Annotated in this window: 20 protein-coding genes; 9 read left to right on the top strand and 11 right to left on the bottom strand. The window is 62.0% G+C overall.

Features of this window, described 5'->3' with window-relative positions:
- Nucleotides 1-66: 66 nt before the first annotated feature.
- Nucleotides 67-1,041: a methylmalonyl Co-A mutase-associated GTPase MeaB gene (meaB, locus tag ACS5RD_RS06605; protein ID WP_489930516.1), complete on the bottom strand. Its 975-nt coding sequence runs from the start codon at nt 1,039-1,041 to the stop codon at nt 67-69.
- A 265-nt stretch (nt 1,042-1,306) separates the two neighbouring features.
- On the opposite strand from meaB, the gene hrpB reads away from it, so the two are divergent.
- A complete protein-coding gene (gene hrpB, locus ACS5RD_RS06600) occupies nt 1,307-3,733 on the top strand; it encodes an ATP-dependent helicase HrpB (protein WP_489930515.1) in 2,427 nt (808 codons plus the stop codon).
- Between the two features lie 97 nt (nt 3,734-3,830).
- Here hrpB and ACS5RD_RS06595 read toward each other — a convergent pair.
- A protein-coding gene (locus ACS5RD_RS06595; protein ID WP_489927796.1) for an IS5 family transposase occupies nt 3,831-4,588 on the bottom strand; the annotation gives its coding sequence in 2 pieces (ribosomal slippage) (nt 3,831-4,270 and nt 4,270-4,588; 759 coding nt in all).
- A gap of 454 nt (nt 4,589-5,042) precedes the next feature.
- On the opposite strand from ACS5RD_RS06595, the gene ACS5RD_RS06590 reads away from it, so the two are divergent.
- Complete coding sequence (locus ACS5RD_RS06590; protein WP_489930514.1) at nt 5,043-5,834, top strand: peptidoglycan-binding domain-containing protein; 792 nt, start codon at nt 5,043-5,045, stop codon at nt 5,832-5,834.
- 62 nt (nt 5,835-5,896) lie between these two features.
- Here ACS5RD_RS06590 and ACS5RD_RS06585 read toward each other — a convergent pair whose 3' ends face one another.
- Nucleotides 5,897-7,132: a urate hydroxylase PuuD gene (locus ACS5RD_RS06585; protein ID WP_489930513.1), complete on the bottom strand. Its 1,236-nt coding sequence runs from the start codon at nt 7,130-7,132 to the stop codon at nt 5,897-5,899.
- 91 nt (nt 7,133-7,223) lie between these two features.
- On the opposite strand from ACS5RD_RS06585, the gene ACS5RD_RS06580 reads away from it, so the two are divergent.
- The gene (locus ACS5RD_RS06580) at nt 7,224-8,162 is read left to right on the top strand and encodes a LysR family transcriptional regulator (protein WP_054005173.1); all 939 of its coding nucleotides are present in this window, start codon (nt 7,224-7,226) and stop codon (nt 8,160-8,162) included.
- Nucleotides 8,163-8,300: 138 nt separating this feature from the next.
- Here the strand turns inward: ACS5RD_RS06580 and ACS5RD_RS06575 are convergent, their stop codons facing one another.
- From ACS5RD_RS06575 to ACS5RD_RS06545, 7 genes are all read right to left on the bottom strand, one after another.
- Entirely contained in the window at nt 8,301-9,065 is a 765-nt protein-coding gene (locus ACS5RD_RS06575; RefSeq protein ID WP_489930512.1) for an SDR family NAD(P)-dependent oxidoreductase, read from the bottom strand.
- A 102-nt stretch (nt 9,066-9,167) separates the two neighbouring features.
- Entirely contained in the window at nt 9,168-10,280 is a 1,113-nt protein-coding gene (locus ACS5RD_RS06570; RefSeq protein ID WP_489931344.1) for a dipeptidase, read from the bottom strand.
- A gap of 38 nt (nt 10,281-10,318) precedes the next feature.
- On the bottom strand, nt 10,319-11,068 hold the full coding sequence (locus tag ACS5RD_RS06565) for an ABC transporter ATP-binding protein (RefSeq protein WP_489930511.1): 750 nt from the start codon (nt 11,066-11,068) through the stop codon (nt 10,319-10,321).
- Nucleotides 11,069-11,070: 2 nt separating this feature from the next.
- A complete protein-coding gene (locus ACS5RD_RS06560) occupies nt 11,071-11,901 on the bottom strand; it encodes an ABC transporter ATP-binding protein (protein WP_489930510.1) in 831 nt (276 codons plus the stop codon).
- On the bottom strand, nt 11,898-12,803 hold the full coding sequence (nikC, locus tag ACS5RD_RS06555) for a nickel transporter permease (protein ID WP_489930509.1): 906 nt from the start codon (nt 12,801-12,803) through the stop codon (nt 11,898-11,900). Before nikC ends, ACS5RD_RS06560 begins: the two co-directional genes overlap by 4 nt.
- The gene (locus tag ACS5RD_RS06550; RefSeq protein WP_054005217.1) at nt 12,800-13,858 is read right to left on the bottom strand and encodes an ABC transporter permease; all 1,059 of its coding nucleotides are present in this window, start codon (nt 13,856-13,858) and stop codon (nt 12,800-12,802) included. The genes nikC and ACS5RD_RS06550 overlap by 4 nt, the downstream gene beginning before the upstream one ends.
- 37 nt (nt 13,859-13,895) lie before the next feature.
- Complete coding sequence (locus ACS5RD_RS06545) at nt 13,896-15,509, bottom strand: ABC transporter substrate-binding protein (RefSeq protein ID WP_489930508.1); 1,614 nt, start codon at nt 15,507-15,509, stop codon at nt 13,896-13,898.
- A gap of 163 nt (nt 15,510-15,672) precedes the next feature.
- Between ACS5RD_RS06545 and ACS5RD_RS06540 the strand changes: the two genes are divergently transcribed.
- The gene (locus ACS5RD_RS06540; protein ID WP_489930507.1) at nt 15,673-16,704 is read left to right on the top strand and encodes a dipeptidase; all 1,032 of its coding nucleotides are present in this window, start codon (nt 15,673-15,675) and stop codon (nt 16,702-16,704) included.
- Between the two features lie 31 nt (nt 16,705-16,735).
- Here the strand turns inward: ACS5RD_RS06540 and ACS5RD_RS06535 are convergent, their stop codons facing one another.
- A complete protein-coding gene (locus ACS5RD_RS06535; RefSeq protein ID WP_489930506.1) occupies nt 16,736-17,659 on the bottom strand; it encodes a serine hydrolase in 924 nt (307 codons plus the stop codon).
- Nucleotides 17,660-17,770: 111 nt separating this feature from the next.
- Between ACS5RD_RS06535 and ACS5RD_RS06530 the strand changes: the two genes are divergently transcribed.
- The 5 genes from ACS5RD_RS06530 to ACS5RD_RS06510 all read left to right on the top strand — a co-directional run bounded on the left by ACS5RD_RS06530 (nt 17,771) and on the right by ACS5RD_RS06510 (nt 22,078).
- Nucleotides 17,771-18,142, top strand: a complete 372-nt coding sequence (locus ACS5RD_RS06530) for a hypothetical protein (protein WP_489930505.1) — start codon at nt 17,771-17,773, stop codon at nt 18,140-18,142.
- 53 nt (nt 18,143-18,195) lie between these two features.
- Nucleotides 18,196-19,584, top strand: a complete 1,389-nt coding sequence (locus tag ACS5RD_RS06525) for a PepSY-associated TM helix domain-containing protein (RefSeq protein ID WP_489930504.1) — start codon at nt 18,196-18,198, stop codon at nt 19,582-19,584.
- Between the two features lie 90 nt (nt 19,585-19,674).
- Complete coding sequence (gene kce, locus ACS5RD_RS06520) at nt 19,675-20,601, top strand: 3,5-dioxohexanoate:acetyl-CoA acetone transferase (RefSeq protein WP_489930503.1); 927 nt, start codon at nt 19,675-19,677, stop codon at nt 20,599-20,601.
- A gap of 2 nt (nt 20,602-20,603) precedes the next feature.
- On the top strand, nt 20,604-21,068 hold the full coding sequence (locus ACS5RD_RS06515) for a GNAT family N-acetyltransferase (RefSeq protein ID WP_489931343.1): 465 nt from the start codon (nt 20,604-20,606) through the stop codon (nt 21,066-21,068).
- Nucleotides 21,065-22,078, top strand: coding sequence for a histone deacetylase family protein (locus ACS5RD_RS06510; protein ID WP_489930502.1), 1,014 nt, complete (start codon nt 21,065-21,067; stop codon nt 22,076-22,078). The genes ACS5RD_RS06515 and ACS5RD_RS06510 overlap by 4 nt, the downstream gene beginning before the upstream one ends.
- Nucleotides 22,079-22,144: the final 66 nt, after the last annotated feature.

Below are 22,144 nucleotides of genomic sequence, written 5' to 3'. Positions count from 1 at the left end.
TAAGACCGCTTGGGTCCGAATCGATCCGCGACGGGCTGCCCGCGCGCGATGATCAAAGCTTGGTGATCAGCTGCGGTGCAGCAAGGTCAAGATCTGGGCTGCGGCAGCCTCGGGCGTGCACCGGCCTTCAGCGACGGCGCGGCCTTGTGCTGCGACGATGCCCTTGGTCGGCTCTTGCTCCAGCACCGCGAGCAAGCCGCGCCGCAATTCTTCCTTGAACCAATGCTGCGCCTGCTGACCGCGCCGCACCGCCCAATGGCCCTGCGCGCGCCGCCAATCGGCCAGAGCCTGCATCTCGGCCCAAGCCGTTGCCAGCCCCGCCTGTTCGAGCGCCGAGACGGTCATCGCCTTGGGATAGCCCGCTGGATCTTGCGGGCGTTTGCGCAACAGCCTTAGCGCACCTGCATAATCGGCGCAGGTCCGCATCGCGGCGGGTTTCAGATCGCCGTCGGCTTTGTTGACGAGGATCAGATCAGCCATCTCCATGATGCCCCGCTTGACGCCCTGTAATTCATCGCCGCCCGCAGGGGCCAAGAGCAGGATAAACAGATCGCAGAGCTCGGCCACCACGGTTTCGGATTGGCCGACGCCCACCGTCTCAATCAGGATGATATCAAAGCCAGCGGCTTCGCAGAGCGCGACGGCTTCCCGCGTGCGTCGCGCCACCCCGCCCATCTGGGCTTGGGAGGGCGAGGGCCGGATAAATGCGAGCGGGTCGCGGGACAGATGCTCCATCCGGGTTTTATCGCCAAGGATCGAGCCGCCCGAGCGGGCCGAGGAGGGATCAACGGCAAGCACCGCGACGCGCTTGCCCTGCCCGGTCAGCATCAGCCCAAAGCTTTCAATGAAGGTGGATTTACCCACCCCCGGCGTACCGGAAAGCCCGATGCGCAGGGCTTGTTTGTCGCTGCCCAAGACTTGCAACAATTCCAACGCTTGCGCGCGATGATCGGCGCGGGCGCTTTCGACCAGAGTGATGGCGCGGGCCAGACTGCGACGGTCGCCCGATTGCAGGTTGGCGGCGAGATGGGCAAGATCCATGGCGACTCCCTTTGCCACGGTGTGCCCGATGGCGCTGGGTTTTGCCAGTGTGACCTTGAAGTAGGGGCGACCTCGGGCCCCATCGAGGGGCCACTCAGCCGCGCTGCCGGGGAAAGGATTTGCGGCGTGGTTTTGGCTGCGGCGCCGGAGCGCTCCGCGCGGGAGTATTTCAAAAAGAGCACCTGCAGGGAAATTGCTCTTTGCTAAATACTCATTCTTTTTGCCACCTGCTGGCCAAGCCGGAGCGGTTGCGGGATAAGGCCTTATGATCAGATTGCCGATAGAAGATGTGTTGGGGGACGTGCGGGCTGCGATTGCGGCGCGCGGCATGGTGGTTTTGCAGGCGCCACCGGGCGCAGGCAAGACCACCATGGTGCCGTTGGATTTGCTGGCCTCCGGGCTGATCTCCGGGCGGATCGTGATGCTGGAGCCGCGGCGTTTGGCGGCGCGGGCGGCGGCGGAGCGGATGGCGGAGACTTTGGGCGAGGCTGTGGGTGCGACGGTGGGGTATCGGATTCGCGGCGAGGCGAAGGTTTCCAAGGCGACGAGAATTGAGGTGGTGACTGAGGGGATTTTGACGCGGATGATCCAGAGCGATCCGGGGCTTACGGGTGTGGGTGCGCTGATCTTCGACGAGTTTCACGAGCGGAGTTTGAATGCCGATCTGGGGTTGGCTTTGGCTTTGGAAATTCGCGGGGCTTTGCGCGACGATCTGGTGTTGGTGGTGATGTCGGCGACTTTGGACGCGGGCCCTGTGGCGGCGCTGATGGGGGATGCTCCGGTGGTGACCTCGATGGGGCGGGCCTATCCGGTCGAGACGCGGTGGCTTGGGCGCAGTCCTGATGCCTCGATGCGGTTTGAGGCCGGGGTGGTGGGTTTGGTGCGGCAGGCGGTCGAGGAAACCGAGGGCGGCGTGTTGGTATTTCTGCCGGGTGAGGGGGAAATTCGGCGGGTTGAAGCGATGCTTTCGGGGCTTGCGGGGTGTGAGGTGCGCACCCTGTTTGGCGCGATGGAGTTTGCGGCACAAAGGGCGGCTTTGGGGCCATCTGTGGGGCGCAAGGTGGTGTTGGCGACCTCGATTGCCGAGACGTCTTTGACGATCCCGGATATTCGGGTGGTGGTCGATGGCGGGCGGGCGCGGCGGGCGCGGTTTGATCCGAACTCTGGCATGTCGCGGTTGGTAACCGAGCGGGTGACCAAGGCCGAGGCGGAACAGCGACGGGGCCGGGCTGGGCGTGTGGCTGAGGGAGTATGTTACCGGTATTGGACGCGCGGTGAGGAAGGTGGGCTTGCGGCCTATCCCCCGGCGGAGATTGAGGCGGCGGATTTGACCGGCCTCGCGCTGGAGCTGGCACTGTGGGGCGGTGATGTCGGGTTTCTGACCGCGCCGAATGTCGGTGCGATGGCGGAGGCGCGTGCGCTGTTGGAGGGGTTGGGCGCACTTGAGGGCGGGCGGATCACGCTGCATGGCCGGGTGTTGGCGGCTTTGCCGTTGCATCCAAGGCTCGCGCATATGTTCGCTGTCGCAGGGCCAGAGGCTGCAACCTTGGCGGCGGTGCTGGGGGAGCGCGATGTGTTGAAGGGCGCGCCGCCGGATCTGGGCTTGCGGCTGGCGGCGGTGGCGGATCTGCGGCGGTTTGAGGCGGCGCATCCGTGGCCGGTTTTGCGACCGGTGGTGGAGCGGGTGAAGCTGGAGGCGCGGCGCTTGGCGCGGTCTGTGAGTGGTGCGGATGCTGGCTATAGTTTGGCGCAGATGGCGGCGCTGGCCTATCCCGACCGGGTGGGGCTGCGCAGGAAGGGCGAAGCGCCGCGTTGGGTGCTGTCGGGCGGCAAGGGGGCGGTGATGCCGGCGGGGGTGCCGCTGGCCGGAGCGCGGTTGATTGTGGCGACGGATCTGGATGGCGATGCGCGCGAGGCTGGGGTGCGGCAGGCGGTCAGCATCAGTGAGGCAGAGTTGCGAGCGGTGTTTGGGGCGCAAATCGGCTGGCGCGAGGTGTGTTTCTGGTCGAAGCGTGAGGGGCGCGTGATGGCGCGGCGGCAGGAGTGTTTTGGCGCGCTGGTGCTGGCGGATGTGCATTGGGATGCGCCTGCCGCGGCTGTGGCGCGGGCGGCGCTGGAGGGGATGCGGCTGAATGGGCTGCATTTCACGGCCTCGGCGCGGCGGTTGCGGGCGCGGGTGGAACTGGCGCGGGGGGGTGGTTCGGATTGGCCGGATTTCAGCGATCAGGGGTTGCTAGACAGCGCGGAGGATTGGTTGCTGCCGCATTTGGTGGGGGTGCGGACTGAGGCGGATTTGCGCGGGTTTGATTTGACTGAGGCGTTGCGGGCGCGGCTGTCTTGGGAACAGGGGGCGGCGTTGGACAAGCTGGTGCCGGGGGCGTTTGAGACGCCTTTGGGGCGGCGGGTGCCGATTGATTATGATGGCGAGGTGCCGGGGATTGAGGTGCGGCTGCAGGAGATGTTTGGGGTCACGTTGCATCCGGTGGTGGGGGTGAAACGGTTGCCGCTGCGGGTGGTTTTGACCTCGCCGGGGCAGAAGACGATACAGGTGACGATGGATTTGCCGGGGTTCTGGAAATCATCCTATGCGGATGTGAGGAAGGATATGCGGGGGCAGTATCCGCGGCATCCTTGGCCGGAGGACCCGACGGTAGCGGAACCGACCTTGCGGGCCAAGCCTCGGGGAACTTGAGGGGCGGTCCCGCGTTGGGACCGTCTGGATTTGTGGGGGATTTCAGGAGGTTGGGGAGTGGCGTTAAGGGGGTGTTAGGGTCCAGACTCATTGATCGTCAAAGCCAGAACAAGACGGTTGCGGCGAGAGCGACGGCGGAGAGGAAGACTTTTGGGCATCTGTCGTAACGTGTTGCCACCCGCCGCCAGTCTTTGAGACGGCCAAACATGATCTCAATCCGATTGCGGCGTTTGTATCGGCGTTTATCGTATTTGACAGGCTTCGCGCGTGACTTCCGGCCGGGGATGCAAGGCGTGATCCCCTTGTTTTTCAGGGCGTCTCGGAACCAGTCGGCGTCATAACCCCGGTCAGCCAGCAGCCACGTCGCTTTGGGTAAGCTGCCCAGTAAGGCCGCAGCGCCGGTGTAATCGCTGACCTGACCTGCGGTCATGAAGAAGCGGATCGGTCGGCCGTTTTCGTCAGTGACGGCATGCAGTTTGGTATTCATGCCACCTTTGGTCCGGCCAATCAGACGACCGCGCCCCCCTTTTTCACCCCAAGGCTTGAAGCCGTGCGGTGCGCCTTGAGATAGGTCGCGTCGATCATCACCGTCTTCGGGACCGCCGCCTCGGAGGCCAACCCTTCCATCATCCGGGCAAAGACGCCCATGTCGCCCCATCGCTTCCAACGGTTGTAAAGCGTCTTCGCCGGGCCGTATTCCTTCGGCGCGTCAGACCAACGCAAGCCATTGCGATTGATGAAGATAATGCCGCTCAAGACCCGACGATCATCGACACGCGGCACCCCGTGGCTCTTGGGAAAGAAGGGTTTAAGTCGAGCCATCTGCTCGTCCGTCAGCCAGTAAAGGTTGCTCATTGCTCAGTCTCCTTGCGGAGCCTGAATCACGGCTGCGTTGCAAAATCAATAGGTCCTGACCCTAATCTGCTATCTAAGAATAAAATATCAGATGAAATAATCGATATCGGAAATCAGTATCTTCGCATGGTAGCCGCCGAGGAGAACATACTGTATGAACCAAATGGAAAATGATATCTACTGATATTTAAAGATTTTGACCCCAACTAGTTACAAGTCATACGCTATCTTGGCAAATTCCGATCATTGAGATTGTCCTCGCAACGCCTCCGGCGGGGATATTTGATCAGAGAGGATGAACTGGGTTGGGACTTGTGACCTCCCTGCGCCACTTGCTCGCGTGCCAGATCGGCAGCGCCTCTCCCAAATCACTTCGCAACCGTTCCACGTCTCGCGCGTTAGCCCACTGATGAGCGGGGGCCTCAGCGGGCTTTCGACCGAAAGGGTGATGATGATGCGGAATTTTGCTTTGCCGATGGTGCTGGTGGCGAGTTTGGCGGGGGCGGCTCCGATCCATGCGCAGACTGATTTGGGTGATGTTGTCTCGGGCATTGCGCAGTCTTTGATTGCGCAGGAGATGGACAAGAAGGCCTATCTCGAGGCGCAGCGGGTGAACACGGTGCGGGGGTATCGCGGCTATTTGACCCAGTATCCGAAGGGGATTTACCGGGTAAATGCGCAGCAGGCTCTGGTGAAATTGGGGGCCTCGGTGGACCCTTATCCGGGCACGCCTGATCCGGGCAATCCGCCTGCGGGGGCCTCTGCGGCGCAGGTGGAGGCCTCGATTGGTCTGAGCCGGACGCAGCGGGTTTTGATTCAGCGACAGTTGACGGCCGTCGGCTATCCAACCGGGGTGGCGGATGGGCTGTGGGGGTCTAAGACTCGCGGCGCGATTGGTCAGTGGCAGAAAGCCAATAAGCTGGCGGTGACCGGATATGTGACGGCGCGGCAGGTGAATTTGATTGCGCAGCAGGCGGGGGACAAGGTGCAGCCCACGCCGCCAACCGGGCCTTCGGCAGGCGATGATCAGCTTGAGGAGCGCTTGCTGGGTCTGAGCTATGACGAGCGGCGCGAGGTGCAGCGGCGGCTGACCTCATTGGGCTATAATACCTATGGCGTCGATGGCGATCTGGGGGCGAACTCGCGCCGGGCAATGGCTGCGTGGCAGCGGGACGAGAACCAACGGGCGAGCGGCTATCTGACGGCGGATCAGCTGCGGTTGCTGCGGCGGCAGTCGGGCGGCTGAGGCTGTGGTCTGAAGGTTAACAAGGCCGCCCATCGGTTTGGGCGGCCTTTTTTATGGCTCATTTAGCTGCTTTGACCGCCCTGCCCTGCGGATTGGAACCAGCGGCGGATGGTGTCGCGCTCGGGGTCTTCCATGTAGCTGAGGTTGGCGGGGGGCATGGCGTGGGTCAGGCCGGCTTGCATATAGATGCGTTTGGCTTCCGCTGCGATTTGGGCGGGGGTTTCCAGCACGACGCCTTTCGGGGGCCAGTAGATGCCCTCGTAGGCGGGCTCGGCGGCGTGGCACATTGAGCAGCGGCCTTGCACGATGGAGACGACTTCGTCGAAGCCTTGGGCGCTGGCGTAGGTGAGGGCTTGGGCGTTCAGGGCGGCTTCCTCGGGGCGGTGGCGCATCGGCGCGGTGGAGAGCCATGCGATGATCAGGAAGATGATTGCGGTGACGAACCATGTCCAATGCGGGTTGCCCTTGCGGGCGTGTTTGGTGTTGAACCAGTGGCGGATGGTGACGCCCATCAGGAAGACGAGGGAGGCGATCAGCCAGTTGTATTCAGTGGCGAACACCAAGGGGTAGTGGTTGGACAGCATCAGGAACAATACTGGGAGTGTCAGGTAGTTGTTGTGGGTGCTGCGTTGTTTGGCGATCTTGCCGTATTTCGGGTCGGGGGTGCGGCCTGCTTTCAGGTCAGCGACCACGATGCGCTGGTTTGGCATGATGATCATGAACACGTTGGCGGACATGATGGTGGCGGTGAAAGCGCCTAAGTGGAGGAGGGCTGCGCGGCCGGAAAAGACTTGGGTGTAGCCCCAAGCCATGCCAACGAGGATGATGTAGAGGCCGATCATCAGGCGGGTGTTGTCATCGCCAAAGCGGCTTTTGCAGATCAGATCATAGGCGATCCAGCCGAAGGCGAGGGAGGCGAGCGATATGGCGATGGCTTGGGTTTGGGTCAGGTCGGCGACTGCCGGGTCGATCAGGTAGAGGTTGGCGCCGAGGTAGTAGGCCAGAAACAGCATGGCAAAGCCGGAGAGCCATGTGGTGTAGCTTTCCCATTTGAACCAAGTGAGGTGTTCGGGCAGCATTTCGGGCGCGACGAGGTATTTCTGGATGTGGTAAAACCCGCCGCCGTGGACTTGCCATTCCTCGCCGTGGGCTAATGGTGGCAGGCTGGGGGTTTTGCGCAGGCCAAGGTCGAGGGCGATGAAGTAGAAGGAGGAGCCGATCCATGCCATCGCGGTGGTGACATGCAGCCAGCGCACCGCGAGTTCGACCCATTCCCACAGCACAACCCAGTCATACATCGCTAGTCTCCTGTTTTCAGCAGGCTATACCGGGCGGCATTGATCTGTTAATCCTGAAAAACCGGGGAATACTTTCAAGATTGGCGCGAAAATGTCCTATGTCAACACGATCAAGATGTTTGTGCGGGTGTATGAGTTGGGCTCGATGTCGGCGGCTGCGCGGGATCAGCGCACCTCGCCTGCGGTGGCTTCGGCGCGGATCTCGGAGTTGGAGAAGCATCTGGGGGTGCGGCTGTTTTCGCGCACCACCCGCAGTTTGCAGCCGACGGAGAACGGGCGGATTTTCTTTGAGGGGGCGAAGAAGGTTTTAGAGGCCATCGACGAGGCCGAAGCGGCGGTGATGGATGTCACACAAAACCCCAGGGGGACGATCTTTGTCTCGGCTCCGCTGGGGGTGGGGCGGCGGTTCATTGCGCCGCATGTGCCGGTTTTTAAGGATATGTATCCGCAGATTGATGTGCGGCTACGGCTTTCAGACCGCATCATTGATGTGACGGCTGAGGGCTTGGATGTGGCATTTCATCTCGGGATTTTGGAGGATTCAACGCTGAAGGTGCGGTTGATTGCCGATTGCCCGCGGGTTTTGTGCGCCGCGCCCGCCTATATCGCGCGGCGGGGGATGCCTGCGGATGGGGTGGCTTTGGTGGGTGACAAGCACGAATGTCTGAACCTGCGGTTTCCCGGCGCGAAGGAGTTTCAATGGGCGTTGCAGACCCCGGACGGGGTGCGGCGGTATGAGATCACCGGGCCGTTTGAGAGCGATGATGGCGATGTGCTGACCGGCTGGGCGCTGGATGGACGCGGCATCGTGATGAAGCCGGTGTTTGAGGTGGCAGATCATTTGCGGTCAGGCGCTTTGGTGCCGGTAGCTACGGCAACGCCGCCTCTGCCGACGCAGCTTTCTAGTTTGTCGCAGCATCGGCGGTTGAAGGACCCGAAGGTGAAGCTGTTCACCGATTTCATGGCGGCGCATGTGCGCGATGCGGTACGCGGGGCGATTGAGGGGCGTTCGGTAGCAATGGCGGGGTGAGCCCCGCCCTACCCAGTTTCATCTGGGCTCCGCACCGCCCGCGCGAACGACTGGGCGGTGCTCGGCGTTGACACCTGCGCCTCCGGCGGGGATATTTTTGCCAAGATGAAACGAAAATTTTAGATAAATTTTAGGGACTTAAGTCTCGTAGGGCCAGTTGGCTTGGCTAAAGGCTCCTCCGTCGACCCAGAGGGTTTGGCCCGTCACAAAGGCGGCAGCGTCTGAGATCAGGAATAGCAGCGGTCCGGCAAGGTCTTGCGGTAAGCCGACGCGGCGCAGCGGGGTGACGCGGGCCCAAGTGGCGTCGTAATCGGGGGCCTCGGCGGCGGTGCGGGCGGTGGCGATGGCGCCGGGGGCGATGCAGTTGACGCGGATGTTGTGGGGGCCGAGCTCAACAGCGGCGATCTTGGTGAATTGCTCGATGCCGCCTTTCGAGGTGGTGTAATCGACCAGTTTCGGAAAGGCGAGTTTGTTGCAGCCGGAGCCGAGGGTGATGATCGCGCCGGGCTGGTTTGCCTTGATCATGGCTTTCGCGGCGGCTTGGGTGTTGAGGAAGGTGCCGCGCAGGTTGGTGGCGATGGTGCGGTCCCAATCATCCGGGTTCAGGTCGAGGAGGCTGGACCAGGTTTGGATGCCTGCGTTGTTGACCATGACAGAGGGGGCGGTTTCGGCCCATGCGGCGGCCTCGGCGTGGAATTGGGCGGTTTGGGTGGCATCGCCTGCGTCACACTCCCATGCGCGGGCGCGTTGGCCGAGGGCTTCGACGGTGGCGATCAGGGTGACGGCGGCTTCGGTTTGGTTGAGGTGGGTGAAGCCTATGTCATAGCCAGCACCCGCAAGCGCGGTCACGAGGACGTGGCCGATGGCGGAGGGGCCTGCGGTGACGAGGGCGAGTTTGGGCATGGTCTGACCTTTGAGAGGAATTTCATGCACCATGCCGGAGGACTCTTATTGGAGGAAGAGCCTCCGGCGGGAGTATTTCAGAAAGAGCAATCTTTCAGGGAGTTATTCGCCCCAAGTGCGGTCTAGCAGGGCGAGCCAGTTGTCGTAGCACAGCTTTTGCATCAGAGCCTGACCGTAGCCGTGGTCGAGCATCGCCTGTTGCAGGGCGGGCAGGCCGGTGACGTCGCCAATGCCGTTGGGCAGGGTTGCGCCGTCGAAGTCGGAGCCGAGGCCGAGGTGGTCTTCGCCCAATTGGGCGAGCAGGTGATCGAGGTGGGCAAGGACGTCTTCCCAGCCCATGTCGCCCGACTGTTTGCCATCGCGGCGCAGGAAGGAGGTGGCGAAGTTGAGGCCGACCATGCCTTTGCTGTCGCGGATCATGTGGAGTTGGCGGTCGGTGAGGTTGCGGCTGGAGGGGGTGATGGCGTGGGCGTTGGAATGGGTGGCGACGAGGGGGGCGTTGGTCAGGGCGGCCACGTCGTTGAAGCCTGCTTCGTTGATGTGGGAGAGGTCGATCATGATTTTCAGATCGTTGCAGGTGCGGATCAGGCGTTTTCCGGCGTCTGTGAGGCCCTCGCCGGTGTCGGGGCTGGAAGGGTATGCAAAGGGGACGCCGTGGCCGAAGATGGTGGGACGCGACCAGACCGGGCCGAGGCTGCGCAGGCCGAGGGCGTGGAAGGCGTAGAGGTTGTCTAGGTTTGCGTCGATGGCCTCGGCGCCTTCCATGTGCAGGATGCCTGCAATGGTGTTGGATTTCAGGCAGTCGCGGATTTGCGCGGTGGTGGTGCAGAGTTTGAACTGGCCTTTGGAGCTGCGTTCCATCCAGAGGAATTGGCGGGCCATTGAGAAGGCGGTCGGCAGGGCTTCGGGTTCGGTTATCAGGTCGCCGAGCGGGATGGTGAACGGCGGGTTTTCCATCTGCGTCATGTAGTTGGGGGCGTCGTGGGCCTCTGGCGAGGGAATGTAGATGGCGAAGAAGCCCGCTTTGAAGCCGCCCTTTTGCATCCGGGGCAGGTCGAGATGGCCTTTGCCTTCGCCGGTCAGCCAGATCGCCTCGCGGTTTTCGGGGTGTTTGTGCAGGCGCAGCAGCAGGTCGTTGTGGCCGTCGAAAGTGGGGAACATTTTTAGTGCCTTTGTGTTTTGGGCAAGCGGCTGGGGCGTTGCCCCAGACCCCAGGATATTTGAGCCAATGTGAAAGTTGGCTTGGGGATGGATTAGCCTTCGAGCATCCGGTCGGCGGAGGCTGCGAACAGGCTGCGGGCGTAGGGGGTTTGCATTTGGGCGGTGGCGAGGGCTTCGCGGGTGAGTTCTTCCACCGCTTTGCCGTGTTGCATCACAAGGATGCGGTCGCACATGTGGTCGATCACGGCGAGGTCGTGGGAGACCATCAGGAAGGTGAGGCCTCTTTCCGTGCGAAGGCGGGAGAGCAGGTTGAGGGTTTCGGCTTGGACGGAGGCGTCGAGGGCGGAGGTGGGTTCGTCCAGCAGCAGGATTTCGGGTTGCAGCATCAGAGCGCGGGCGATGGCGACGCGTTGGCGTTGGCCGCCTGAGAGTTGGTGAGGGTATCGGAAGCGGAAGTTGGGCGGCAGGCCTACGTCGGTGAGGGCCTTGGTGATCGCGGCATCGGTGAGGGGCAAGCCGTGAATGGCGAGGGGCTCGGACAGGGTTCGGTCTATGGTGTGGCGGGGGTGGAGCGAGGCGTAGGGGTCTTGGAACACCATTTGCACTTTGCGCGAGAAGGCGCGGTCGTGGGTGATCGGTTGGCCGTTGATGCGGATGGTGCCGCCGGAAATCGGGGCGAGGCCGCAGATGGCGCGCAGGATGGTGGATTTGCCGGAGCCGGATTCACCGACGAGGCCGAAGGATTCTTTGGCGGCGACGGAGAGGGATACGTTTTCGACGGCGCGGACGAGGCGGCCTTGGGCGGTAAAGGTGACGGAGAGGTTTTCGATCTCGATGAGCATGTTCAGAGCGCCCAACTTGCGTCGCGGTCGAGGCTGGGAAGGGGTTCTCGGCTGCCGCCGATGCGGGGAAGGCAGTTCAGAAGGCCCTGGGTGTAGGGGTGTTTGGCGTGCATAAGATCTTTCGCGGCAAGTTCTTCGACGACTTTGCCTTTGTACATCACCAGCACACGGTCGCAGAAGCGGGCCACCAAGCGCAGGTCGTGGGAGATGAAGATCAGGCCCATGCCGCGGGTTTTGACAAGGTTGTCGAGGATCGACAGGACTTCGGCTTGCACGGTCACGTCGAGGGCAGAGGTCGGCTCATCGGCGATCAGCAGGTCGGGGTTGGGGATCAGCATCATCGCGATCATCACGCGCTGGCCCATGCCGCCGGACAGTTCGTGCGGGTAGGCTTCCATCACGCGCTCGGGGTCGCGGATTTGCACGGCGTTGAGGGCGTCGATGGCTTTGGCGATGGCGTCAGCTTTGGAGACTTTGTCGCGTTGGCGCAGGCCCTCGGTCAGTTGCGCGCCCACTTTCATCACCGGGTTCAGCGAGTATTTCGGGTCTTGCATCACCATGGCGATGCGGGGGCCACGCAGGCTGCGCATTTGGGTTTCAGAGGCCTTCATCAGATCTATGCCGTCGAAGGTCATCTCATCGGCTTCGATCTTGCCGGGCGGGCGGATCAGGCGGAGTACGGAGCGGCCTGTCATGGTTTTGCCGGAACCGGATTCGCCGACGATGCCGAGGCGTTCGCGGTTGAGGTCGAACGACACGCCACGGACGGCCTCAACCCGGCCTGCTTCGGTGTCAAAGGTGACGCGGAGGTTTTTGACGGAAAGAAGGCTCATTTGCTGGCGCTTTTCGGATCGAGAACGTCGCGGAGGCCGTCACCCAAGAGGTTGAAGCCGAGGGAGACGATGAAGATGGCGAGGCCGGGCATGGTGGCGACCCACCATTGCTCGAACAGGAATTTGCGGCCTGCGCTGATCATCAGGCCCCATTCCGGCAAGGGCGGCTGCACGCCAAGGCCAAGGAAGCCGAGGCCGGCGGCAGTGAGGATGACGCCTGCCATGTCGAGGGTAACGCGGATGATCACTGAGGGCAGGCACATTGGGATGACATGGCCCCAGATGATGCGGATGGGGCCCGCGCCTTGCAGTTTGACGGCGGCGATGTAGTCGGAATTGCGCACGGTGAGGGTTTCGGCGCGCGAGACGCGGGCGTAGGGCGGCCAGCTTGTCAGCGCGATGGCGAGGACAGCGTTTTCCATGCCGGGGCCGAGGACGGCGACCAACGCCAGCGCAAGGATCAGCTTTGGGAACGCGAGGAAGATGTCGGTGATCCGCATCAGGATGGTGTCGACCCAACCACCAAAGTAGCCTGCGACGGTGCCGATGATCAGGCCGACCACCGGGGCGGTCAGGATCACCAGCAGTACAATGTAGAGGGTGATACGGCTGCCGTAGAGGATGCGGGAGAGGATATCTCGACCGAAATCGTCAGTTCCTAAGATGTTGCCGGGGGTGCCGGGGGGCAGCAGGCGGCGGCCGAGTTCTTGGGTGATCGGGTCATGCGGGGCAAGCAGCGGCGCGAAGATCGCGACGAACAGCAGGGCAGCGGTGATCAAGAGGCCGATCATCGCCAATGGGTTGCGGCGCAGGCGCAGCCAGCTCAGGTAGCTTTGGCCGAGGCGGGATTGCATCCGCGAGGCCGGGTTGGGGTCGCGCAGCCATGTGGTGAGTGTGCTCATACCCGCGCCCTCGGATCGACGAGGCGGTAGAGCAGGTCTGACAGCATGTTGAGGCCGATATAGGCGATGCCGACAACGACAGTGCCCCCCAGAACGGCGGGCATGTCGGCGACCATCAGGGCGTCGGTAATATAGCTGCCAAGTCCCGGCCATGCGAAGATGGTTTCGGTCAGCACGGCACCTTCTAAGAGGTAGGCGTAGCTGAGCGCGATCACTGTGATCAGCGGCACCATGACGTTTTTCAGGGCGTGGACCCAGATGACGCGACGTTCGGGCATGCCTTTGACGCGGGCGGTGGTGATGTATTCTTGGCCGAGTTCGTTCATCATAAAGCTACGGGTCATTCTGCTGATATAAGCCATTGAGATATAGGCAAGAATCCCGGCGGGCAGGATGATGTGGGAAAACGCGTTGGCGAACATGTCCCAACGGTTGTTGAGGGCTGTATCGAGCAGGATCATGCCGGTGTATTGCGTGAGTTCAAAGTCGAGTGACATTTGATAGCCTGCGTCTAAGCGTCCGGGGCCGCCGACCCAGCCGAGCTGGCCGTAAAATAGCAGCAGGCCCATCAGGCCGAGCCAGAACACCGGCATCGAATAGCCCATCAGCCCGATCAGCCTTGTGGATTGGTCGAAGAAACTACCGGGTTTGGTGGCGGCGATCACACCAGCCGGAACGCCCAGAAGCACGCCGAGAATGGTGGCGAGGGTGGCGAGTTCGAGCGTGGCGGGGAAGCGTTGGCTGACTTCCTCGAGCACAGGCTCGCGGGTGCGGATTGAGGTGCCGAGATCGCCTTGCAGGGTGTTGCCGACATAGATGCCGAACTGCTTCCAGAGGGGTTCGTTGAGGCCCAAACGCTCGCGCGCTTCCTCCATCTGCGCTTCCGTCGCGCGCTCGCCTAAGATCGACAGGACCGGATCGACCGGAATCACGTTAGAGATGAAGAACGTCACCATCAAAAGGCCAAGGAAGGTGACAAACAGCGTGACAACCGTGCCGCCGATTTGGCGAAGTAACGGGATCAGGCGCGAGGACGGAGCGGGGGTGCTGGTCATGGAAAACGGGCGGCCCTTTGCAGGGCCGCCCATGGCCTTACTTGGTTGCAAGCCAGTAGGTGGCACCAAGATCTACTGCGCCACCAGTGTAGAAGTCTTTAACGTTGGCGCGCACGCCAGTCTGGCGGGCTTGCTGGAACATCACGATGAACGGTGCGGTTTCGCGGAATTTCTTCTGCAAAACGGCATACATTTCAACGCGTTTGGCCGGATCTTGCTCCAAAGCGGCGGCTTTGGATTCGGCGGTCATCTCACCGGGATCATAGGCGTTGCGCCAAGCCAGATAGCCGGTGTTGTTGGCGGCATCCGAGTTGTCGGGGTTCTCGGCGAAGGTCGAGGAGTTGGTGTTCGGATCGGGATAATCCGGCCCCCAGGTTTGCAGCGTGCCGTCGTGCTGGCGGGCGCGGTATTCTTTCAGCTGCTCGGCACCTTCACCGACGCTGAGTTCCACCTTGATACCGGCTTGGCCGAAGGTGTTCTGGATCGACTGCGCCACATCCATGCGGTCGGCGGCGTTGCGGACCGACAGCTTGATCGCCGGGTCCTTGATGCCGGATTCCGCGATCAGCGCCTTGGCTTTCTCGACATCCAAGGAATAGGGGTTGTCATCCAAAGCGCCCAGATAGCCCGACGGCAGGAAGTTTTGGTGAACGACGGCGGCACCCTTCATGAAGGTGTCGGCCATGCCCTGATAGTCTACCGCCCAGCGCATCGCGTCGAGGAATTTGGCGTTCTTGTAGTTTTCGTTCTTTTGGTTGAACGACAGATAATAGATCTGGCCGCCAACGTCTTCTTGGATCGCCACATCGGCATTGCCAGCCATACCAGCGACATCCACCGGAGTCAGCGTGCGGGCGATGTCGATATCGCCTTTTTCAAGCTGCAAACGCTCGGTCGCGGCTTCGGGCACATGCGTCACGAAGACCTTGGCCATTTTGGCATCGCCGCGCCAATAGCCGGGGCGCATCTCCAGAACGTAACCCTCGTTTGGCTTGAAGGATTTCAGCGTATAGGCCCCAGTGCCTGCCGAATGGGTTTTCAGATATTCGTTGCCCAGATCGCTGACGCCATCGGTGACAACTTCGTTGGCCTTGACAACATCAGCATCGACAATCGAAGCCACGCCAGCGGTCAGGCAGTTATACAGGAAGGTCGGCGCATAGGGCTTATCAACCTTGATGGTGACAGTGTCGCCTGCACCAGTGATCATGCTGTCGACGGTTTCTGCCGTCCAACCGAATTGGTTCAGGATGAACGCTGGGGTTTTGTTCAGCTTGACCGCGCGTTGCAGCGAATAGGCGGCGGCTTCAGCCGTCACCGGATTGCCGGACGAGAAAGTCAGGCCAGCCTTCATCTTGAAAGTATAAGTCAGGCCATCTTCGGCCACCGTCCAGCTTTCGGCCAGACCGGGGATGATTTGCAGGGTGGTCGGGTCGATCTCAACCAGACCGTCATAGGTGTTATTCACCACATCGAGGCCAGAGAATTCGTAGGCCTCATGCGGGTCCAGCGATACGATGTCGTCAATCGCGCCCGCCAGCACCAGCGTATCGGCTGGGGTTTCGGCCATCAGTGCGGCAGGCGCGGTGCCCAGCATCAAAGCGGCAATCGCAACAGCGCCCACGCGGCGCAGCGTCGGTTCAAGTAGCATGGAAGACTCCCTGTTTTATCATCGTTTTTTCATTGCCGTCCCTGAGTCTCTTTGAGCCTCGGGTATTTCCTGACCGATTGGGCAACTTTCATGCGGGCTTGTCAACAGCGCCTTGCGGCGCGAAACTGACGGCAGCGGGCAGTTTCACAACAGAATTGGCAAAATGTCAGACTTTTCAATCTTCGACGGGCATAATGATCTGCTCTCGTGCCTTTGGGCAGAAAAATCCTTCTCGGGTGAGGCATTTTTTAACGGACGCGATGGCGATCTTGATCTGGCAAAATGTCGGGCGGGCGGCTTTGCGGGTGGTTTCTTTGCAGTTTGGGTGGGCGGCGCGCCGGGAACCGGGCCTGATCCGATGGCGACTCACCGCGAATTTCCGGCGATAGATGCGGCGCGGGCCGAGCGGCAAACACTTGAACAGATTGCGATTCTGCTGCGGATACAGCGCGCGCGGCCAGATGCGATCCGGCTGTGTCGTTCGGTGGCCGAGATTGCCAGCGCCCGCGCCGCTGGGGCGATTGCGGCGATTCTGCATATTGAGGGCGTTGAGGGGATTGCTGCAAATCTGGACGCATTGCATGTTTTCTATGCGGCGGGCCTGCGATCGCTTGGCCCGGTGTGGAGCCGTCCGAACATTTTCGGCCATGGCGTGCCGTTCAATTTCCCCGCCAGCCCGGATACTGGGCCGGGGCTGACCGAGGCCGGGCTGCGGCTGGTGCGGGAATGTGATGCCTTGGGGGTGTTGCTGGACTTAAGCCATCTGAATGAAGCCGGGTTCTGGGATGTGGCGCGGGTGTCGGCCAAGCCCTTGGTGGCCACCCATTCCAACGCCCATGCCATCACCGCATCTACCCGCAATCTGACCGACCGCCAGCTTGCAGCGATCAAGGACAGCGGCGGGTTGGTGGGATTGAACTTCGGCTGCGCCTTCCTGCGCCCGGACGGGATCAAGAATCCTGCGACAGGCCCCGAAGACATGCTGCGCCACCTTGATCACTTGCTGTCACACTTGGGCGAGGACGGTGTGGCGCTGGGCTCGGATTTCGACGGCACGATGATTCCGAACTTTATCAGCGATGCCAGTGGGCTGCCCAAGCTTGTCGGCGCGATGCACGCCCACTTTGGCGCGGCGCTCACCGAAAAACTGTGCTGGAGCAACTGGCAGAGACTGCTGGCGCGGGTGATCGGCTGAGATCATAGCGGGCGGGTGCCGAGGTATTCGGTCAGACGCGGGTGATGTCTTCGGTCATGTCCCAGATCAGCCGACCGATCTGCGGGAAAGCCTGTGGGTTGGTTTGCGCCATGCCCTGCCCTTGCGTGGTCAGCACGATGGTCAAGGGCTTTCGACCCTCGGCTTGCCAGCGGATCATATCATGCTTGAACCAACTGGTTTTGGTATCGCCCGTCCACAGGTTATGCCCGGCTTTCGACCATATTTGAACGTCCTCCGGCAAATCGTCGCCAAGATATTCCGACAGTTGATAGGCCGGATTTGCGGCGTCTGGGCTGGCTTTGTCGCGCTGCAAGATCGCTTGCGCGCGGGCTTTTGAGGGTGGCGACAGCGGCAGGGTGCCGTCAAACAACTCCCACAGCAGTCGTGCGGCGGCAAGCGGGGTGAGGCGGTTGAGATGTGCGCCGTCGGCTCCGGCAAACTGCGCCTCGCGCCCGTAACGGGTGTCGTCCATTAGCTTTTGCGCGATGCTGCAGCCCTGCCATTCCTCCCAGCCCAGCGCCCAGAAGAACCGGTTCAGACGTTCGCGCTTGTTGACCCAATCGAGATATTCCGCGCCATGCAATAGCGTGTCGCCGGTGGTGCCGGTGATCAGGTCGATGGCGTAGTTGGTGGCACCATTCGACGACCAGCGGATCATGTCGCGCAAAGCCCGATCCATCTCACCATGCGGGGCGATGCGGGCATCTTCCAACAGCGCGAGCGCATGGATCAGGTGGAAAGTTTTCACCAAGGAACACGGGTAGACCGGGATTTCGCCGCGATGGGCAAAGCCTTCAGGGCCCTCCACGCCTTGGGTGATAAGCACGAGGCCGAAGCTTTCAGGATCGAGCCCCTGCGCGCCGTGCTGGCCGATCAGCGCTGCAGTGATGCGAGCCCCAAGTGCCGACCAGTCGGGGGTTTCGGTGAAGAGCATGCGGGCCTCCTGATTTTGCCGCAGCTTAGGGTGCGGCAGGTCGAAATAAAGCCCGCAAACGCCGCGTTGGGCGGCTTGATCTTCGGGCCTGTGATCGGTTAGCCACAGCGCATGAGCCGCTTTGCCCGCCAATTTGCCCAAAATGTGATGGTGCTGCTTTTGGCAGTCGCCTTGGGTGTGTTGGGCTTTGGCCACCGCATGGCGCTGCACGATCCGGTGGATCTCAGCGCCTATGCGATGCCGGACGGCACGTTGCCGGAGTTGTGCCATGATGGCGGCACAGCGGAGCATGGTCAGAAAGAGCAACCACCCTGCCCCGCCTGTCGGATAATCGCGGCGGTGGAACTGCCCCCCGTCATCACCCTGCCCCCGGTGCAACTGGAGCCCGTCGCGGTGATTTGGCCGGATGTGGCCTTGGCAGATGCCAGCGTCCACCCGCCGCGCGCGCCGCCCGCGCGAGGGCCGCCGACTGTCCTGATCTAAGCGCAACTGCGGGCTCTGCCCGTTTCCTTGGCTTTTTTCTGGGATGATCCCTTATGTCTGATACCAATACGGCGCCTTCAGGCGTCAACAAACTCTACTTCGCGGTCTGGCGCTGGCACTTTTACGCCGGGCTTTATGTCATTCCGTTTCTGATCATGCTCGCGATCACCGGCATCGTGATGGTCTGGTTCACCGCCGTAGCGCCGGAATATGGCGAGCGGTTGCAGATTGCGCCGCAGACCCAAACCCTGAGCATTACCGATCAGGCCAGCGCTGCGCTGGCGAGCCATCCCGAGGGCAAGATCGGCCAATATATCGCACCGCATGACGCGATGACTCCGGCGATTTACCGGGTGGATTTGGCGGAAGGCCAGCGGATGATCGCGGTTGATCCCTACACGGGGGCGGTGCTGCGCGACACCGAGAATGGCGCGACGTGGTATACTTTGGCCAATGACATCCACGGCACGCTGCTGATCGGCGATCTGGGTGATCGGTTGGTCGAGATTGCGGCCTCGCTGGGGATGCTGTTGGTGGTGAGCGGGCTGTATCTGGTTTGGCCGCGCCATGGGGCGGGCTTGCGCAGCCTTCTGCTGCCAGATTTGCGCGCCAAGGGGCGGGCTTGGTGGAAGTCATTGCATGGCGTGCTGGGGTTCTGGATTTCGCTGGGTCTGGTGTTCTTCCTGATCTCCGGCCTCGCTTGGAGCGGGATTTGGGGCGAGCGCTATGTGCAGCCTTGGTCCACGTTTCCGGCGGCGAAATGGGACAATGTGCCGCTGTCGGACAAGCGCCACAAGGACATGAACATGACCGCCGATGACACGGTGCCTTGGGGGTTGGAGCAGACGCGGATGCCTGCGTCAGGTTCGGATGCCGGGGTGACGGGGCTTGCGATGGGGGTTCCAGTAAGCTTGGAAAACATCGTGGCTTTGGGGCGGACGATTGGATTTAAGGGTCGTTTTCAGGTGGCGCTGCCGGCGGATGAGGCCGGGGTTTGGACGCTGAGCCAAGATTCCAACAGCTATGATGGCCCGGACCCGACGGCGGATCGCACCGTGCATATCGACCAATACACGGGCAAGATTTTGGCCAGCGTAGGGTTTGCCGATTACGGATTGGCGGCGAAGTCGATGGCGGTGGGCATTGCGCTGCATGAGGGGCAATTGGGGCTGTGGAACGTGGTGCTGAACATCGCGTTTTGCGGGGTCGTGGTGTTTGTCTGCTTAAGCGGCGTGGTGATGTGGTGGAAACGCCGCCCGAGCGGTGTACTGCGGTTGGCAGCACCTCCGATGCCCGCGGGCGTGCCGTTGCGCGGCGTGGCGGTGATAGCGCTGGTGTTGGGGGTGGCGTTTCCAATGCTGGGGCTGACGCTGGCGGCGGTGCTGCTGGTGGATTTTCTGGTGTTGCAGAACGTGCCTAGGATGAAGCGGGCGTTCAGTTGACGGATCGGTCGCGGCGGGGATTTCCTGCCGCGACCACGCTCTGGCAAAGGGATTGGCTTCGTGGCAGGGTGGCGGCTGCGGAGGGTCTTCATGTCAAAAATCATCATTTCCTGTGCGATCACCGGGTCAATCCACACGCCGTCAATGTCAGAGTTCTTGCCAATAACGGGCGCGCAGATTGCGGGTTCGGCGATTGAGGCGGCAGAGGCGGGGGCTGCGATTTTGCACCTGCACGCGCGGGTGCCGGAAACCGGGCGGCCCTCCAGCGATCCGGCGCATTGGGCTGGGTTTCTGGGGGCGATCAAGGCGGGCTGCAACGGCGTGGTGAACATGACCACGGGTGGGTCGGCGGTGATGAGCCTCGCGCAGCGGCTGGCGGCTCCGATGCAGTTTCGGCCCGAGATGTGCAGCTTGAACATGGGGTCGATGAATTTCGCGCTGTATCCGATGGCGGCGAAGATTTCGCAGTGGAAATACGATTGGGAAAAGCCGTTTCTGGAAGGCTCGGATGATCTGGTGTTCAAGAACACCCCGCGCGATATCGCGTTTGTTTTGAATGAGATGGGCGTGCAGCGTGGCGCGCGGTTCGAGTTTGAATGTTATGATGTCAGCCATCTGTATATGCTGAAGCATTTCGTGGATCGCGAGGCGGTCGTGGCCCCGCTGTTCATCCAATTTGTGTTTGGCGTGCTGGGCGGCATGGCGGCGGACCCTGATATGTTGATGCTGATGAAGCGCACGGCGGATCGGTTGTTCGGGGCGGATTACCAGTTTTCGGTCTTGGCGGCCGGGCGCAATCAGATCCCGATGGCGACGATAGCGGCAGCACTGGGCGGGCATGTGCGGGTGGGGTTGGAGGATAATCTTTATCTGTCGAAAGGCGTGCTGGCGCGGTCCAATACCGAGCAGGTGCGACAGATCCGGGGGATTGTCGAAGGGCTGGGGCGTGAGGTTGCGACCTCGGACGAGGCCCGCGCGATGCTGGGGTTGAAGGGTGCGGCAGAGGTGGCATTTTGATCGTGTATCGTTTGGCCGTGGCAGCGGATGTGGCGCTGATCCATGCGATGCTGTCCGAGATGGCAGAGGCCGAAGGCGGGGTGATTGGCGGCGGCGTGGAGGCGCTGGTGCAGCACGGCTTTGGGGCAGAGCCACGGTTTCGGGTGGTGCTGGTCGAAGAACGTGGCATCGCGCTGGGATTTTGCCTGTTCTTGCCGGAATACTCCAGTTGGCGCGGGGCTATGGGTATGTTTGTGCAGGATATTTACCTGAGCCATGCCGCGCGCGGTAAAGGCTTGGGGCGGGGCCTGCTGGTGGCGGCTTTGGCGCATGCGCAGGATTGGCAACCTGCGTTCATGGCGCTGATGGTCAAGCGCAGCAATGTCTTGGCGATTGGATTTTACGAGACCTTGGGCTTTGCTTTGCGCGATGCCTCGGACCCATTCATACTTGAGGGAGAGGGCCTGACGGCTCTGATGCAGCCATGATCACGGTGTTTGACGATGCGCAGCGGGCGCATGATCCGCAGTTCTTCCTGTCTTCTGGCGCGAGGAAGCCCTGCCCCGAACAGCCTGCGCGGGTCGATGCTTTGCTGGGGGCGGTGCGGCGGATGGGGGGGGCGGTGGTGCAAGCGCCGGATGCCGGGTTGGGGCCGATTTTGGCGGTGCATCCGCAGAGGTATGTGACGTTTTTGCAGGGGATATACGCGCGGTGGACGCGGATTGAGGGCGCCTCGGCTGAGGTCATTCCGAATGTGCATCCGGCCAGCCGTCTGGATGGCTATCCGCTGTCAGCGGTGGGTCAGGCGGGGTTTCATATGACCGATACCTCGTGTCCGATCTCGGCGCAGACATGGGGGGCCGCCTATGCTTCGGCGCAAACGGCGGTGCATGCGGCCGATTTGGTGTTGGGCGGCGAGCGGTCGGCTTACGCGTTGTGCCGCCCGCCGGGGCATCATGCTTTTGCCGAACTGGCGGGCGGGTTTTGCTATCTGAACAACTCCGGCATTGCAGCCCAAAGGCTGACCGATGCCGGGCGGCGGGTGGCGATCTTGGACGTGGATTTGCACCACGGCAACGGCACGCAGGGCATGTTCTACGCGCGGGGCGATGTGCTGACGGTGTCGCTGCACGCGCATCCAGAGCGGTTTTATCCGTTCTTCTGGGGTTATGAGGGCGAGTTTGGCGAAGGGGATGGCGTAGGGGCCAACCTGAACCTGCCTTTGGCGCGCGGCACTGGCGATGCGGGGTTCTTGGTGGCTTTGGCGCAGGGCATTGAAAGGGTGCAGGCTTGGGGTGCGGATACTCTGGTGCTGGCGCTAGGCTTGGATGCGTTCGAGGGCGATCCGTTTGCCGGGCTGTCGGTGACCACACCGGGCTTTGCGGCGATTGGGCGGGCGGTGGCGGCGATGGGGCTTCCCTGCGTGATCGTGCAGGAGGGCGGATATTTGTGCCCGGAGTTGGGGGATAATCTGGAGGCGGTGCTGCGGGCTTGGTAGGGCGGACGGGCCGAAACGTCGGAGCCTCCGGCGGGGATATTTGAGCGCAGAGGATGACCTAAGCGG

The organism is Cypionkella sp. PAMC25878 (genome assembly GCF_058135695.1).
Note: the sequence above shows the minus strand (reverse complement) of the source record. Positions and strands in the feature narration are given on the sequence as shown.